This is a genomic window from Micromonospora palomenae, from assembly GCF_007829925.1.
Lineage (GTDB): Bacteria > Actinomycetota > Actinomycetes > Mycobacteriales > Micromonosporaceae > Micromonospora > Micromonospora purpureochromogenes.
Genome location: NZ_VIXA01000002.1, coordinates 1,936,125 through 1,952,717 on the forward strand (window position 1 = coordinate 1,936,125; position 16,593 = coordinate 1,952,717).

At 68.5% G+C, this 16,593-nt stretch carries 12 protein-coding genes; all 12 read left to right on the top strand.

The features are described 5' to 3' along the window. Window positions 1–556: 556 nt before the first annotated feature. The 12 genes from rpoB to rplW all read left to right on the top strand — a co-directional run bounded on the left by rpoB (window position 557) and on the right by rplW (window position 16,591). The gene (gene rpoB / locus FHX75_RS20170; RefSeq protein WP_154941813.1) at window positions 557–3,988 is read left to right on the top strand and encodes a DNA-directed RNA polymerase subunit beta; all 3,432 of its coding nucleotides are present in this window, start codon (window positions 557–559) and stop codon (window positions 3,986–3,988) included. An 80-nt stretch (window positions 3,989–4,068) separates the two neighbouring features. Then, window positions 4,069–7,956, top strand: coding sequence for a DNA-directed RNA polymerase subunit beta' (locus FHX75_RS20175; RefSeq protein ID WP_154941814.1), 3,888 nt, complete (start codon window positions 4,069–4,071; stop codon window positions 7,954–7,956). Between the two features lie 118 nt (window positions 7,957–8,074). Then, entirely contained in the window at window positions 8,075–8,443 is a 369-nt protein-coding gene (locus FHX75_RS20180) for a hypothetical protein (RefSeq protein WP_154941815.1), read from the top strand. A gap of 535 nt (window positions 8,444–8,978) precedes the next feature. Beyond that, a complete protein-coding gene (locus FHX75_RS20185; RefSeq protein WP_154942062.1) occupies window positions 8,979–9,401 on the top strand; it encodes a hypothetical protein in 423 nt (140 codons plus the stop codon). Window positions 9,402–9,871: 470 nt separating this feature from the next. Beyond that, window positions 9,872–10,246 (top strand): 30S ribosomal protein S12, encoded by a 375-nt coding sequence (rpsL, locus tag FHX75_RS20190; RefSeq protein WP_007465318.1) that lies wholly within the window; start codon window positions 9,872–9,874, stop codon window positions 10,244–10,246. Window position 10,247: 1 nt separating this feature from the next. Further along, window positions 10,248–10,718, top strand: coding sequence for a 30S ribosomal protein S7 (gene rpsG, locus FHX75_RS20195; protein WP_091079418.1), 471 nt, complete (start codon window positions 10,248–10,250; stop codon window positions 10,716–10,718). Between the two features lie 75 nt (window positions 10,719–10,793). Next, window positions 10,794–12,890 (top strand): elongation factor G, encoded by a 2,097-nt coding sequence (gene fusA, locus FHX75_RS20200; protein ID WP_154941816.1) that lies wholly within the window; start codon window positions 10,794–10,796, stop codon window positions 12,888–12,890. Window positions 12,891–13,112: 222 nt separating this feature from the next. Further along, window positions 13,113–14,306 carry an elongation factor Tu gene (gene tuf, locus FHX75_RS20205; RefSeq protein ID WP_154941817.1) on the top strand — a complete coding sequence of 398 codons (1,194 nt, stop codon included), beginning with the start codon at window positions 13,113–13,115 and terminating at the stop codon, window positions 14,304–14,306. Window positions 14,307–14,659: 353 nt separating this feature from the next. Beyond that, a complete protein-coding gene (rpsJ, locus tag FHX75_RS20210; protein WP_007073037.1) occupies window positions 14,660–14,968 on the top strand; it encodes a 30S ribosomal protein S10 in 309 nt (102 codons plus the stop codon). Window positions 14,969–14,979: 11 nt separating this feature from the next. Next, window positions 14,980–15,645 carry a 50S ribosomal protein L3 gene (gene rplC / locus FHX75_RS20215; protein ID WP_154941818.1) on the top strand — a complete coding sequence of 222 codons (666 nt, stop codon included), beginning with the start codon at window positions 14,980–14,982 and terminating at the stop codon, window positions 15,643–15,645. After that, complete coding sequence (gene rplD, locus FHX75_RS20220; protein WP_154941819.1) at window positions 15,642–16,292, top strand: 50S ribosomal protein L4; 651 nt, start codon at window positions 15,642–15,644, stop codon at window positions 16,290–16,292. The genes rplC and rplD overlap by 4 nt, the downstream gene beginning before the upstream one ends. Continuing rightward, entirely contained in the window at window positions 16,289–16,591 is a 303-nt protein-coding gene (gene rplW, locus FHX75_RS20225; RefSeq protein WP_073834931.1) for a 50S ribosomal protein L23, read from the top strand. Before rplD ends, rplW begins: the two co-directional genes overlap by 4 nt. Window positions 16,592–16,593: the final 2 nt, after the last annotated feature.

Genomic DNA, 16,593 nt, shown 5'->3' on the forward strand with positions numbered 1-16,593 from the left:
GCGCGTCCGGCTCACGTGAGCCGGGGCACACCGCATCGCGGCGGGCGGTGATCCGGGAACGGATCACCGCCCGCTGTGGTTGGTGACCACCGGTGGCAGCGGTGTGAGCAGGACGTCCGGCACCCGGCGTACGGGACCACGGCGGTGCCCGGCGGTGGTCCCGGAACGGAAAGAGGGCGGCGACCCGACACCGGCCCTTGACGCGGCACCGGACTGCCAGGCACGCTGACACCAGCAAGACCTTCCGCGCTTGCGACGGCCACCACTTGGGTAATGGCAACGGCAGCACCACCCGCCGCGACACCCGAGCGGCCCGCAGGAACGCCGCGTTCCGAGCGGCCCGGCAGACCCGGTTTTCCGGGGTCCCGAGGCACGTTCCGCGACGACCTGCGGGGTGGGCTGGACAGCGGTTAGCCTCTCGGCTACACTGCTAGTTTGCGCTGCCTTCCGACTTGACCCCTGCTCGGAAATGTCCGTTTACGGATATTTCTGGTGGGGTCATTGGAGTGCACGCGTACCAGCCGTTCTGCAGCACCGGTCCTCGGAAGGACGCATCTTGGCAGCTTCCCGCCCTGCGAAGACCAGTCGTACGTCGAGCGCTTTCGCTCCCCGCCGAGTTTCTTTCGGCAGGATCACCGAACACCTCGAGGTCCCCAACCTCCTCGCCATTCAGAACGAGTCCTTCGACTGGCTCGTCGGCAACGAGGCTTGGCAGGGCCGGTCGGCGGACGACCCGCACGCACGATCGGGTCTCGCGGAGATCCTCGAAGAGATCAGTCCCATTGAGGACTTCTCCGGCACCATGTCGCTCTCCTTCTCGGCTCCGCGCTTCGACGAGGTCAAGGCCTCGATCGAGGAGTGCAAGGAGAAGGACCTGACCTACTGCGCGCCGCTGTTCGTGACCGCGGAGTTCACCAACAACACCACTGGCGAGATCAAGAGCCAGACGGTGTTCATGGGTGACTTCCCGATGATGACGCCGAAGGGCACCTTCATCATCAACGGCACCGAGCGCGTCGTGGTCAGCCAGCTCGTCCGGTCCCCGGGCGTCTACTTCGACAAGCAGCCGGACAAGACCTCCGACCGCGACCTCTCCAGCGTCAAGGTCATCCCGAGCCGGGGTGCCTGGCTGGAGTTCGACATCGACAAGCGCGACACGGTCGGCGTCCGCATCGACCGCAAGCGTCGGCAGGCCGTCACGGTCCTGCTCAAGGCCATCGGATGGTCGGCCGAGCAGATCCGTGAGCGGTTCGGCTGGTCCGAGCTGATGATGACCACGCTCGAGAAGGACCACATCGCCGGCCAGGACGAGGCGCTGCTCGACATCTACCGGAAGCTCCGCCCTGGCGAGCCGCCGACCCGTGAGAACGCCCAGACCCTGCTCGACAACCTCTTCTTCAACCCGAAGCGGTACGACGTCGCCAAGGTCGGTCGTTACAAGTTCAACAAGAAGCTCGAGCTGGACGTCCCGATCACCACGGGCACGCTCACCGAGGACGACATCGTCGCCACCGTGGAGTACCTCTGCCGGCTGCACGCCGGTGAGGACGGCTACGAGGCCGACGACATCGACCACTTCGGCAACCGGCGCCTGCGCACGGTCGGCGAGCTGATCCAGAACCAGGTCCGGGTCGGCCTGTCCCGGATGGAGCGGGTCGTCCGCGAGCGGATGACCACGCAGGACGTCGAGGCGATCACGCCGCAGACCCTGATCAACATCCGCCCGGTGGTGGCGGCGATCAAGGAGTTCTTCGGTACGTCGCAGCTGTCCCAGTTCATGGACCAGACCAACCCGCTGGCGGGCCTGACCCACCGGCGCCGGCTGAGCGCGCTCGGCCCGGGTGGTCTGTCCCGGGAGCGGGCCGGCTTCGAGGTCCGTGACGTGCACCCGTCGCACTACGGCCGGATGTGCCCGATCGAGACGCCGGAAGGCCCGAACATCGGCCTGATCGGCGCGCTCTCCACCTTCGCCCGGGTCAACCCGTTCGGCTTCATCGAGACGCCGTACCGGAAGGTCGTCGAGGGTCGGGTCACCGACCAGATCGACTACCTGACCGCGGACGAGGAGGACCGGTACGTCAAGGCGCAGGCCAACGCGCCGCTCAAGGCCGACGGCACCTTCGCCGAGGACCGGGTCCTGTGCCGCCGTAAGGGCGGCGAGACCGAGGACGTGGTTCCCAGCGCCGTCGACTACATGGACGTCTCGCCGCGGCAGATGACCTCGGTCGCGACCGCGATGATCCCGTTCCTCGAGCACGACGACGCCAACCGGGCCCTGATGGGCGCGAACATGCAGCGCCAGGCGGTGCCGCTGGTCAAGGCCGAGGCGCCGCTGGTCGGCACGGGCATGGAGTACCGGGCCGCCGTCGACGCCGGTGACGTCGTCGTCGCCGAGGTCGGTGGTGTGATCGAGGACCTCTGCGCCGACTACATCACCATCCACCAGGACGACGGCCACCGCCGGACGTACCTGCTGCACAAGTTCCGCCGCTCCAACGCCGGCTCCTGCGTCAACCAGAAGCCGGTCGTCTTCGAGGGCGACCGCGTCGAGGCCGGCCAGGTCATCGCCGACGGTCCGTGCACCGACGAGGGCGAGATGGCGCTCGGGCGCAACCTGCTGGTGGCGTTCATGTGCTGGGAGGGCCACAACTACGAGGACGCGATCATCCTGTCGCAGCGCCTCGTGCAGCAGGACGTGCTCACCTCGATCCACATCGAGGAGCACGAGGTCGACGCCCGGGACACCAAGCTCGGCCCGGAGGAGATCACCCGCGACATCCCGAACGTCAGCGAGGAAATGCTCGCGGACCTCGACGAGCGCGGCATCATCCGGATCGGCGCCGAGGTCGTCCCCGGCGACATCCTGGTCGGCAAGGTCACGCCCAAGGGCGAGACCGAGCTGACCCCGGAGGAGCGGCTGCTCCGCGCGATCTTCGGTGAGAAGGCGCGCGAGGTCCGGGACACCTCGCTGAAGGTGCCGCACGGCGAGACCGGCACGGTCATCGGCGTGCGTACCTTCTCCCGCGAGGACGGCGACGAGCTGCCGCCGGGTGTCAACGAGCTGGTCCGGGTCTACGTCGCCCAGAAGCGCAAGATCCAGGACGGCGACAAGCTCGCCGGCCGGCACGGCAACAAGGGCGTCATCTCCAAGATCCTGCCGGTCGAGGACATGCCGTTCCTGGAGGACGGCACCCCGGTCGACATCGTGCTCAACCCGCTGGGTGTGCCGAGCCGGATGAACATCGGTCAGGTGCTGGAGACCCACCTCGGCTGGGTGGCCAAAACCGGTTGGAAGGTCGAGGGCGACGACGCCGATTGGAAGCGCCAGCTCCGCTCGATCGAGGCGCACGAGTCCGAGGGGGACACCAACGTGGCCACCCCGGTCTTCGACGGTGCCCGTGAGGAGGAGATCTCCGGTCTGCTCGCGTCGACCCTGCCCAACCGGGACGGCAAGCAGCTGATCGGGTCCTCCGGCAAGGCGCAGCTGTTCGACGGTCGATCCGGCGAGCCGCTGCCGGACCCGATCGCGGTCGGCTACATCTACATCCTGAAGCTCAACCACCTGGTCGACGACAAGATCCACGCCCGGTCGACCGGCCCGTACTCGATGATCACGCAGCAGCCGCTGGGTGGTAAGGCGCAGTTCGGTGGCCAGCGCTTCGGTGAGATGGAGTGCTGGGCCATGCAGGCGTACGGCGCCGCCTACGCCCTGCAGGAGCTGCTGACCATCAAGTCCGACGACGTTCTGGGCCGGGTCAAGGTCTACGAGGCGATCGTCAAGGGCGAGAACATCCCCGAGCCGGGCATCCCGGAGTCGTTCAAGGTGCTGCTCAAGGAGCTGCAGTCGCTGTGCCTCAACGTCGAGGTGCTCTCCAGCGACGGCGTGGCCCTGGAGATGCGCGAGACCGACGACGAGGTGTTCCGGGCCGCGGAGGAGCTGGGCATCGACCTGTCCCGGCGCGAGCCGAGCTCGGTCGAAGAGGTCTGAGGTGAGCGGTCGGGAGCCGGCTCGCCGGCTCCCGACCCCACCCACTAGCTAGCAGTACAGACGACGACATAGGGGACATAGTGCTCGACGTCAACTTCTTCGACGAGCTGCGCATCGGCCTCGCCACCGCCGACGACATCCGTCAGTGGTCGCACGGTGAGGTCAAGAAGCCTGAGACGATCAACTACCGCACCCTGAAGCCGGAAAAGGACGGGCTCTTCTGCGAGAAGATCTTCGGTCCGCAGCGGGACTGGGAGTGCTACTGCGGTAAGTACAAGCGGGTCCGCTTCAAGGGCATCATCTGCGAGCGCTGCGGCGTCGAGGTGACCCGTTCCAAGGTCCGTCGTGAGCGGATGGGGCACATCGAGCTCGCCGCTCCGGTGACCCACATCTGGTACTTCAAGGGCGTGCCGAGCCGGCTGGGCTACCTGCTGGACCTCGCCCCCAAGGACCTCGAGAAGATCATCTACTTCGCCTCGTACGTCGTGACGAGCGTGGACGCCGAGTCGCGTCACCGTGACCTCTCGACCATCGAGAACGAGATCCTGGCCGAGAAGCGGCAGTCCGAGAACAGCCGCGACTCGGAGATCGAGAAGCGGGCCGCCAAGCTCGAGGCCGACCTGGCCGAGCTGGAGGCCGAGGGTGCCAAGGCGGACGTCCGGCGCAAGGTCAAGGAGGGCGGAGAGCGCGAGATGCGCCAGATCCGCGACCGGGCCCAGCGCGAGATCGACCGCCTCGACGAGGTGCTGGACACCTTCCGCAAGCTGGAGCCGAAGCAGCTGGTCACCGACGAGCTGCTCTACCGCGAGCTGCGCGACCGGTTCGGCGAGTACTTCACCGGCGGCATGGGTGCCGAGGCCATCAAGGCGCTGGTCCAGAACATGGACCTCGACGCCGAGGCCGAGAGCCTGCGCGAGACCATCCGCTCCGGCAAGGGCCAGCGGAAGATCCGGGCGCTCAAGCGGCTCAAGGTCGTCGCGGCGTTCCTGAACACCCGCAACTCGCCGCTCGGCATGGTGCTGGACTGCGTCCCGGTCATCCCGCCGGACCTGCGCCCGATGGTGCAGCTCGACGGTGGCCGCTTCGCGACCTCCGACCTGAACGACCTGTACCGCCGCGTGATCAACCGGAACAACCGCCTCAAGCGGCTGATCGACCTCGGCGCGCCCGAGATCATCGTCAACAACGAGAAGCGGATGCTCCAGGAGGCCGTCGACGCGCTGTTCGACAACGGCCGTCGCGGCCGGCCGGTCACCGGTCCGGGTAACCGCCCGCTCAAGTCGCTGTCGGACATGCTCAAGGGCAAGCAGGGCCGGTTCCGCCAGAACCTGCTCGGCAAGCGCGTCGACTACTCCGGCCGTTCGGTCATCGTGGTCGGCCCGAAGCTGAAGCTGCACCAGTGCGGCCTGCCCAAGCAGATGGCGCTGGAGCTGTTCAAGCCGTTCGTGATGAAGCGGCTGGTGGACCTCAACCACGCGCAGAACATCAAGTCCGCCAAGCGGATGGTCGAGCGGCAGCGGCCGGTCGTGTGGGACGTGCTGGAAGAGGTCATCGGCGAGCACCCGGTGCTGCTGAACCGCGCGCCGACCCTGCACCGCCTGGGCATCCAGGCCTTCGAGCCGCAGCTGGTCGAGGGCAAGGCCATCCAGATCCACCCGCTCGTCTGCACCGCGTTCAACGCGGACTTCGACGGTGACCAGATGGCGGTGCACGTGCCGCTGTCCGCCGAGGCCCAGGCCGAGGCGCGGATCCTGATGCTGTCGTCGAACAACATCCTCAAGCCGGCCGACGGCAAGCCGGTCACCATGCCCACCCAGGACATGGTCATCGGTCTCTACCACCTCACCCACCTCACCCCGGGTGGCAAGGGCGAGGGCCGGGCGTTCAGCTCGGACGCCGAGGCGCGGATGGCGTTCGACAACGGCGAGCTGCACCTGCAGACCCCGGTCAAGATCCGGCTGCGCGGCGTGGTCGGTGTCGACAACGGCGCCGGCGCCGAGCCGTGGGTCGCGCCCGAGGGCTGGGCCGAGGGCGAGCCGCTGACCGTGGAGACCACGCTGGGCCGGGTCCTGTTCAACGAGACGCTGCCGCAGGGCTACCGCTTCGTGAACTACGAGATCCGCAAGGGCCAGCTCTCCGCGATCGTCAACGACCTCGCCGAGCGCTTCCCGAAGGTGGCTCTCGCGGCCACCCTGGACGGGCTCAAGGAGGCCGGTTTCCACTGGGCCACCTGGTCCGGCGTCACCATCGGCATGGAGGACGTCATCGCGCCGCCGCGCAAGCGGGAGATCCTGGCGCGGTACGAGAAGGACGCCGACCAGATCGACAAGCAGTACCAGCGTGGTCTGATGACCGCCGAGGAGCGTCGCGGCGAGCTCATCGAGATCTGGACCAAGGCGACCAACGAGGTCGCCAAGGAGATGGACACCGCGCTGCCGCAGGAGAACCCGCTGTGGAAGATGATCAACTCGGGTGCCCGCGGTAACCTGCTCCAGCTCCGGCAGATCGCGGCGATCCGTGGTCTGGTGGCCAACCCGAAGGGCGAGATCATCCCGCGGCCGATCAAGGCCAGCTACCGGGAGGGTCTGTCCGTGCTGGAGTACTTCATCTCCACGCACGGTGCCCGTAAGGGTCTCGCCGACACCGCCCTGCGGACCGCCGACTCGGGTTACCTGACCCGTCGTCTGGTGGACGTCTCGCAGGACGTGATCATCCGCGAGGAGGACTGCGGCACCGACCGGGCGATCCCGATGCAGATCGGCGAGCGGCTGGACAGCAAGCTGGTCGTGCACACGCACGCCGAGACCAGCGTGCACGCCCGGACCCTGGCCGACGACATCAAGGGGCCGGACGGCACCGTGGTGGCGCAGCGCGGTCAGGACCTCAACTCGATCCTGGTCGACAAGATCGTCGGCGCCGGGGTGGAGACGGTCCGGGTGCGCAGCGTGCTCACCTGCGAGTCGAAGCTGGGCGTCTGCGCGGCCTGCTACGGCCGTTCGCTGCCGACCGGCAAGTCGGTCGACATCGGCGAGGCGGTCGGCATCATCGCCGCCCAGTCGATCGGTGAGCCGGGTACGCAGCTGACGATGCGTACCTTCCACACCGGTGGTGTCGCGGGTGAGGACATCACCCAGGGTCTGCCCCGTGTCCAGGAGATCTTCGAGGCTCGGATCCCGAAGGGCAAGGCGCCCATCGCCGACACCCCGGGCCGGGTCCGGATCGAGGACGGCGAGCGGTCCCGGAAGATCATCGTGGTGCCGGACGACGGCAGCGACGAGATCGTCTACGACAAGATCTCCAAGCGGGTCAAGCTGCGGACCCACGACGGGGACCACGTCGAGGTCGGCGAGAAGCTCACCGAGGGCACCATCGACCCGCACGAGCTGCTCCGCATCCTCGGCCCGCGCGCGGTCCAGGTCCACCTGACCCAGGAGGTCCAGGAGGTCTACCGCTCGCAGGGTGTGCTCATCCACGACAAGCACATCGAGATCATCATCCGCCAGATGCTCAAGCGGGTGACGGTCATCGACTCCGGCTCGACCGAGTTCCTGCCGGGCGTGCTGGTCGACCGGGCGCTGTTCGAGTCGGAGAACCGCCGGCTCGTCGGCGAGGGTGGCGAGCCCGCCGCCGGTCGCCCGGTGCTGATGGGTATCACCAAGGCCTCGCTGGCCACCGACTCCTGGCTCTCGGCGGCCTCCTTCCAGGAGACCACCCGGGTGCTGACCGACGCGGCGATCAACTCGCGCAGCGACTCGCTCGTCGGCCTCAAGGAGAACGTGATCATCGGTAAGCTCATCCCGGCCGGTACGGGCATCAGCAAGTACCGCAACGTCCGGGTCGAGCCGACCGAGGAGGCGAAGGCCAAGGTCTACTCGATGACCGGCTACCCGGAGACCGACTACGGTTTCGGGCCGGCCAGCGGGCAGGCTGTGCCGCTGGACGACTTCGACTTCGGGTCGTACCGCTAAGCAGTGACCGACGAGGCCCCCGGCGTGAGCGCCGGGGGCCTCGTCGTGTTCCGGGGTGGGCCGGCCTTCGGGGCCGAGGTGGCCGGTCTCGGCGTGCGCCGGCGGGCATGATGGGGCTATGACGACCGCTCCCGGGCAGCTGCCCGTGGCGCACCAGCCGCCACGCCACCCGCTTGACCCCGACCCGGCGCCCGCGACGAAGGCCCGCGCCGTCTTCGCGCTGGGCTTGATCGGGGCGCTGACCGGGCTGTTCGTCGGCGGGGTGGTGCCCGCGACGGTGGCGCTCCAGCTCGCCCGGCAGGCCCGGCGGGAGGCGTACGCCTCCGGCGGGTACCTCACCGGCGCGGCCTGGCTGCGGCAGGGGGAGCGGCTGGCCTGGGCGGGTCTGGTGCTGGTCGCGGTGGCCGTGGTGACGCTGGTGGTGATCGGCGTGGTCCGGCTGGCCGACGCTCCGTTCGGGCAGGACTACGCCCCGAACGTGGACTGAGCGCCGGTGCTCGTACGGGCCCTGCGGGGCGGTGCGCGCCGACGGTAGCCTGGCCGGTGTCCGTCGCGCGGCGAGGGATCTGGCTTGTCGACAGGAGGACCACGTGACGGAACCGGCGCCGCCGTCGGGAGCCGACCCGGGCGGCCAGCCCGCCGGGCCCCCGGAGACGGGCGCGCCCGGTTCCGCCGGTGCGGCCCCGCCCGCGACCGCCGTGCCCGAGGTGTCGCCCTGGTCGGCGCAGGGGGCCGCCACGGGCGACCCGTCGACCCCGGGCACCGGCACGCCGCCGGAGGCCACCCCCATCGGGTACGCGTCGCCGCCGGCGCCGACGTACCCCGGGCAGTTGTCGCCGGGTCAGCCCTTCGGCGGTCACCCGGGGCAGTTCTCGCCGGCGCAGCCGGGCCAGGTGTCCGGCGGTCACCCGGGGCAGCTGTCGCCGGGGCAGCCGGGCCAGCCGTACCCGGGGCCGTCTCCGGCGGGGGCGTACCTCGGTGGAGCGCCGGGCGGCGGGTGGCCGCCGCCCGGTCCGGGGTGGTTGCCCCCGCCGCCGCGGGAGGCGCCCAAACCGCCCAAGCGGGTCGATCCGGTACCGGGTACCCCTTTCGGGGTGGTCCACCTCGACGTGCCGGCGGTGACCTCCGGTCCGGCGGTGGGCTCGCTGGTGGCCGGGGTGGTGTCGATCCTGGTGTCGGTGCTGGTGGTCTGCTTCGGTGTCGTGGCGGCGCGGTACGGCGGGGCCTGGGCGGCCGGCGCGTTCACCGTGCCGGGCGTGCTGGCCGGGGCGGCCGCGATCGTGGCCGGTCTGCTGGCCCGGCGGCAGATCGGGCGGGCGGCGGCGCCGCCGGCGGTCCGGTTCACCGGGCGGGGGCTGGCCACGGCGGGGATCAGCTGCGGGGCGACGGGTCTGCTGCTCTGCCTGGCCGGCCTGGGGCTGGCGTTGCTGCTGCAGTTCGGGTGACGGCGGTCGCGGCGGGGCCGACGGGCCGCTTCCGCGGGCAGCCGGTACACTTGGAGCTGTAGGTGCCCAGCACGGGCGAGCAGGCGCCACGGGGCGGGCGACCGGCGGGGTTTGAGATCCGCCGGACCATTCCGTTTTGACCTGCGAGGCTGTGGTAGGTACTCTTTCCCCTTGTGCCCGGGCCCGCCCGGGCAACTCGTGCGTGCGCGGGTCCCGGTTCATCCGGTGATCGAGCGGCCGCACGACACAGTCCAAGACCCGGCGCACGGTCCACCGCGTGCCGGCGAACAGAACCCGGTGCGGAGCGCGAGCGACGGCACCGGGACCGTGATCTGGGCGACACGCCCGACCGCGGGTGCCGGGACCTCCGCGAGGTGGCCCTGGTCGGAATGTAGGAGAGCCGTCCATCAGGTCGGCTAACGAGCAGACGGCGCGGCCGCGTGAGCGGCCGAAGGGAGCGGAGAAACCCGGTGCCCACCATCCAGCAGCTGGTCCGAAAGGGCCGCCAGGCCAAGACGACCAAGACCAAGACCCCGGCGCTGAAGGGCAGCCCTCAGCGGCGCGGTGTGTGCACCCGCGTGTACACCACCACCCCCAAGAAGCCGAACTCGGCGCTCCGCAAGGTCGCTCGTGTCAAGCTCAGCAGCCAGATCGAGGTGACCGCCTACATTCCGGGCGTCGGTCACAACCTGCAGGAGCACTCGATCGTGCTCGTCCGCGGCGGCCGGGTGAAGGACCTCCCCGGCGTGCGTTACAAGATCGTCCGCGGTTCGCTGGACACCCAGGGTGTCCGCAACCGCAAGCAGGCGCGCAGCCGGTACGGCGCGAAGAAGGAGAAGAGCTGACATGCCGCGTAAGGGACCCGCTCCGCGGAAGCCGCTGGTCGCTGACCCGGTGTACAACTCGCCGTTGGTCACCCAGCTGGTGAACAAGATTCTGCTGCGCGGCAAGCGTCAGCTCGCCGAGCGCATCGTGTACGCCGCCCTGGAGGGCTGCCGCGAGAAGAGCGGCACCGACCCGGTCGTCACGCTCAAGCGCGCGATGGACAACGTCAAGCCGACCCTCGAGGTCCGCAGCCGCCGTGTCGGTGGCGCGACCTACCAGGTGCCGGTCGAGGTCCGTCCGGCCCGCGCGACCACCCTCGGTCTGCGCTGGCTGGTGACCTACTCCAAGGCCCGTCGTGAGAAGACCATGGTCGAGCGGCTGATGAACGAGCTGCTGGACGCGAGCAACGGTCTGGGTGCCGCCGTCAAGCGGCGCGAGGACACGCACAAGATGGCCGAGTCCAACAAGGCCTTCGCGCACTACCGCTGGTAACACCCTGGTTCCGGCGCCGGACCGGCGCCGGAACCGCCACCAGTTGAATCGAGACGACGATAAGTAGGGATTGAAGTGGCCGCCGCAGACGCGCTCGCCAACGTACGCAACATCGGCATCATGGCGCACATCGATGCCGGTAAGACCACGACCACCGAGCGGATCCTGTTCTACACCGGTATCACGTACAAGATCGGTGAGGTCCACGAGGGCGCTGCCGTCATGGACTGGATGGAGCAGGAGCAGGAGCGTGGTATCACCATCACCTCCGCTGCCACCAAGTGTGAGTGGAAGGGCCACACGATCCAGATCATCGACACGCCCGGTCACGTCGACTTCACGGTCGAGGTCGAGCGGTCGCTGCGGGTGCTGGACGGTGCGGTCGCGGTCTACGACGGTGTCGCCGGCGTGGAGCCGCAGACGGAGAACGTCTGGCGTCAGGCCGACAAGTACCACGTCCCCCGGATGTGCTTCGTCAACAAGCTCGACCGGACCGGTGCCGACTTCTTCCGCTGCGTGCAGATGATGATCGACCGGCTCAACGCCACCCCGCTGGTGCTCCAGATCCCGATCGGCCTCGAGGGCGACCACATCGGCGTCGTCGACCTGATCGGCATGCGCGCCCTCACCTGGCGCGGGGAGACCCAGAAGGGTGAGGACTACGCCATCGAGGAGATCCCGGCCGAGCTGGCCGACTCCGCGGCGGAGTGGCGCGACAAGCTGATGGAGACCCTGGCCGACGTCGACGACTCGGTGATGGAGAAGTACCTGGAGGGCGAGGAGATCTCCGTCGAGGAGATCAAGGCCGCCATCCGTCGGGCCACCATCGCCAGCAAGGCCAACCCGGTGCTCTGCGGCTCGGCGTTCAAGAACAAGGGCGTGCAGCCCATGCTCGACGCCGTCGTCGACTTCCTGCCGTCGCCGCTGGACGTTCCGGCGATCGAGGGTACGGCCACCGACGGCGAGACCCCGATGCAGCGGAAGCCGTCCAAGTCGGAGCCCTTCTCCGGCCTGGCCTTCAAGATCCAGACCGACAAGCACCTCGGCAAGCTCACCTACGTCCGGGTCTACTCCGGCGTGGTCGAGACCGGTACCCAGGTGGTCAACTCCACCAAGGACCGCAAGGAGCGGATCGGCAAGATCTACCAGATGCACGCCAACAAGCGGGAAGAGCGCAGCTCGGCCCAGGCTGGCGACATCATCGCGGTGCAGGGTCTCAAGCAGACCACCACCGGTGACACCCTCTGCGACCCGGCGAACCCGGTCATCCTGGAGTCGATGACCTTCCCGGAGCCGGTCATCGAGGTCGCGATCGAGCCGAAGACCAAGGCCGACCAGGAGAAGCTCAGCACCGCCATCCAGCGGCTGGCCGAGGAGGACCCGACCTTCCGCGTCAAGCTGGACGAGGAGACCGGTCAGACGGTCATCTCCGGCATGGGCGAGCTGCACCTGGACATCCTGGTGGACCGGATGCGCCGCGAGTTCAACGTCGAGGCGAACATCGGTAAGCCGCAGGTGGCGTACCGCGAGACGATCCGCCGCAAGGTGGAGAAGATCGAGTACACCCACAAGAAGCAGACCGGTGGTTCCGGCCAGTACGCCCGCGTGATCGTGAGCGTCGAGCCGCTGCCGCTGGACAACGACTCGCCGACCTACGAGTTCGCCAACGCCGTCACCGGTGGCCGCATCCCCCGGGAGTTCATCCCGTCGGTGGACGCGGGTGCCCAGGACGCGATGCAGTACGGCATTCTCGCCGGCTTCCCGCTGGTGGGTGTCAAGCTGACGCTGCTGGACGGTCAGTACCACGAGGTCGACTCGTCGGAAATGGCATTCAAGATCGCCGGCTCGATGGTGATGAAGGAGGCGGCCCGCAAGGCCGACCCCGCGCTCCTCGAGCCGATGATGGCCGTTGAAGTCACCACTCCTGAGGAGAACATGGGTGACGTCATCGGCGACCTCAACTCCCGGCGCGGCATCATCCAGGCGATGGAGGAGCGCAGCGGCGCCCGTATCGTCCGGGCCCTGGTGCCGCTGTCGGAGATGTTCGGCTACGTCGGCGACCTGCGGTCGAAGACCCAGGGCCGGGCTAGCTACAGCATGCAGTTCGACTCCTACGCCGAGGTTCCGCAGAGCGTGGCGAAGGAGATCATCGCCAAGGCGACTGGTGAGTGACGCTCACCTGAGTTGATCCGATGGTTCGAGGCTGGTCGCGGGAGGGCACTCCCCGCCCGCGGCCACCTCGATCGGGTTGTGTGAGACCGGGCCTGTAGGCTTCATCGCCGCAGAACCCACCAAAGCTCTCCGGCCGCCAGGCCGGAAAGGCTGTCGACAGAGTCCTAAGCGCCAATCGGCGCGCCGGGGCGAACGAACCAAGAAGTCCACAGGAGGACACCAGTGGCGAAGGCGAAGTTCGAGCGGACTAAGCCGCACGTCAACATCGGCACCATTGGTCACATCGACCACGGTAAGACGACGCTGACGGCGGCCATCACCAAGGTCCTGCACGACCAGTTCCCGGACCTGAACCCGTACACGCCGTTCGACGAGATCGACAAGGCGCCGGAGGAGAAGGCCCGCGGCATCACGATCTCCATCGCGCACGTCGAGTACCAGACCGAGGCGCGGCACTACGCGCACGTCGACTGCCCCGGTCACGCCGACTACATCAAGAACATGATCACCGGTGCCGCGCAGATGGACGGCGCGATCCTGGTGGTGGCGGCGACCGACGGCCCGATGCCGCAGACCCGCGAGCACGTGCTGCTGGCCCGTCAGGTCGGTGTGCCGTACATCGTCGTGGCGCTCAACAAGAGCGACATGGTCGACGACGAGGAGCTCCTGGAGCTCGTCGAGCTCGAGGTCCGTGAGCTGCTCTCCTCGCAGGAGTACCCGGGTGACGACCTGCCGGTCGTCCGGGTCTCGGCGCTGAAGGCCCTCGAGGGCGACCCGGAGTGGACCGGTCGCCTGATGGACCTGATGAACGCCGTCGACACCGCGATCCCGCAGCCGGAGCGCGAGACCGAGAAGCCGTTCCTCATGCCGATCGAGGACGTCTTCACGATCACCGGTCGTGGCACCGTCGTCACCGGTCGCGCCGAGCGCGGCATCCTCAAGCCGAACGAGGAGGTGGAGATCGTCGGCATCCGCGAGAAGTCGATGAAGACCACCTGCACCGGCATCGAGATGTTCCGCAAGCTGCTCGACGAGGCCCGCGCGGGTGAGAACGTCGGTCTGCTGCTGCGCGGCATCAAGCGCGAGGACGTCGAGCGCGGCATGGTCGTCATCAAGCCGGGCACCACGACCCCGCACACGGAGTTCGAGGCGACGGTCTACATCCTCTCCAAGGAGGAGGGCGGCCGGCACACCCCGTTCTTCCAGAACTACCGTCCGCAGTTCTACTTCCGGACCACGGACGTCACCGGCGTCGTCACGCTGCCCGAGGGCACCGAGATGGTCATGCCGGGCGACAACACCACCATGACCGTGAAGCTGATCCAGCCGATCGCCATGGAGGAGAACCTCAAGTTCGCGATCCGCGAGGGTGGTCGTACGGTCGGCGCTGGTCGCGTCACCAACATCCTCAAGTGAGCTGGGTAACCCCGATTAGCGTGGCCGCCGGTCGTGCGGCATACTAGTCAGGTTGCGTAACGACGGTTAGTCACCTGCGTCCGGTGAAAGCTGGACCTCCGGGAGACCAACAGTCGCGCGTAGGGTGGTTGATCGCCCCTGGCGGTCAACCACCCTCGCACGGCGTCCAGATCGCTGTGATGCGATCGGCGCCTTGACCCACCGCGTGGTCTGAGAATCGCTCCGGAGTCCCGGGGCGGAGCCTGGCCCGAGGGCGCGACACGCCCGACCGCGGGGGTCGGCGAAGTGGGCCTGTGCCAGCCGGTACAGGCGCCCGCAACACAGCGGCATCGAGAGAAGGAACAGAAGCCACCATGGCGGGACAGAAGATCCGCATCCGGCTCAAGGCCTATGACCACGAGGTCGTCGACTCCTCGGCTCGGAAGATCGTCGAGACGGTGACGCGTACCGGGGCGCAGGTCGCAGGCCCGGTGCCGCTGCCCACGGAGATCAACCGTTTCTGCGTTATCCGCTCGCCGCACAAGTACAAGGACTCGCGCGAGCACTTCGAGATGCGCACGCACAAGCGGCTGATCGACATCATCGACCCGACCCCGAAGACGGTCGACTCGCTCATGCGCCTCGACCTGCCGGCTGGCGTCGACATCGAGATCAAGCTGTAGGGACCGGACAAATGGACAGGCAAGTCAAGGGGATCCTGGGCGCAAAGCTCGGCATGACCCAGGTCTGGGACAACAACCGCGTTGTCCCGGTGACCGTGGTTCAGGCCGGCCCGTGCGTCGTCAGCCAGGTTCGTAGCGCCGAGAAGGACGGTTACTCCGCGGTCCAGCTCGCCTACGGCACGATCGACCCGCGCAAGGTCAAGAAGCCGCTGGGCGGGCACTACGCGAAGGCGGACGTGGCGCCGCGCCGGCACATCGTCGAGCTGCGCACCTCGGACGCCGAGGACTACTCGCTGGGCCAGGAGGTCACGGTCGAGCAGTTCCCGGCCGGCGTCGCCATCGACGTCACCGGCAAGACCAAGGGCAAGGGCTACGCCGGCCCGATGAAGCGGCACGGCTTCCACGGTCTGCGCGCCAGCCACGGTGTGGAGCGCAAGCACCGCTCGCCGGGCTCCATCGGCGCCTGCGCCACCCCGGGTCGCGTCTTCAAGGGCACCCGGATGGCGGGCCGGATGGGTGGCGTGCGCTACACCGTCCAGAACCTGACCGTCCAGGCGGTCGACACCGAGAACAACCTCCTGCTCGTCCGTGGTGCCATCCCCGGCCCCAAGGGCGCGCTGGTCCTGGTCCGTACCGCGGCCAAGACCAAGGTGAAGAAGGGCGGTGCGGCCAAGTGACCACCGTTGACGTCCGCAACGTCGAGGGCGCCAAGAGCGGCTCCGTCGAGCTGCCGGCCGACATCTTCGACGTCCAGGCCAACCTCGCGCTGATGCACCAGGTCGTGGTGGCTCAGCTCGCGGCGGCCCGGCAGGGCACGCACAAGGTCAAGACCCGCGGCGAGGTCGCCGGTGGCGGCAAGAAGCCGTACAAGCAGAAGGGCACCGGTCGTGCCCGGCAGGGCTCGATCCGCGCGCCGCAGTTCGCCGGCGGTGGCGTGGTGCACGGCCCGGTCCCGCGCGACTACAGCCAGCGCACCCCGAAGAAGATGAAGGCCGCCGCCCTGCGTGGCGCCCTCTCCGACCGGGCGCGCGCCGGCCAGGTGCACGTCGTCGAGGCCTTCGTCTCGGGCGAGAAGCCGTCGACCAAGGCCGCTCTGGCCACGCTGGCGAAGCTGACTGAGGCCCGTCGGGTCCTGGTCGTGCTGAGCAGCGCCGACGAGCTGAACTGGGTGTCGCTGCGCAACGAGCCGCGGGTGCACCTGATCGAGGCCGGCCAGCTCAACACGTACGACGTGCTGGTGGCCGACGACGTGGTCTTCACCAAGGAGGCCCTGGACGAGTTCCTGGGCGTTCCCGCCGAGACCACCGAGGAGGGTGGCAAGTGAGCACGATCGCCGATCCGCGCGACATCATCGTCGCGCCGGTCGTCTCGGAGAAGAGCTACAGCGAGCTGAACCGGAACTGGTACACCTTCCTGGTGCACCCGGACGCCAACAAGACCGAGATCAAGATCGCTATCCAGCAGATCTTCAACGTCCGCGTCCTGACGGTCAACACGCTCAACCGCGAGGGCAAGCGCAAGCGCACCAAGACCGGCTTCGGTCAGCGCAAGGCGACCAAGCGGGCGATCGTGAAGCTGGCTGACGGTGACCGCATCGAGGCCTTCGGCGGCCCGGTCAGCTGAGG

What these genes read in the sequence shown, in the direction of transcription:
- FHX75_RS20180 (WP_154941815.1), top strand. Translation starts at nt 8,075, where the DNA reads ATGACGACCGCTCCCGGGCAGCTGCCCGTGGCGCACCAGCCGCCACGC.
- rpsG (WP_091079418.1), top strand. Translation starts at nt 10,248, where the DNA reads ATGCCGCGTAAGGGACCCGCTCCGCGGAAGCCGCTGGTCGCTGACCCG.
- rpsJ (WP_007073037.1), top strand. Translation starts at nt 14,660, where the DNA reads ATGGCGGGACAGAAGATCCGCATCCGGCTCAAGGCCTATGACCACGAG.
- rplC (WP_154941818.1), top strand. Translation starts at nt 14,980, where the DNA reads ATGGACAGGCAAGTCAAGGGGATCCTGGGCGCAAAGCTCGGCATGACC.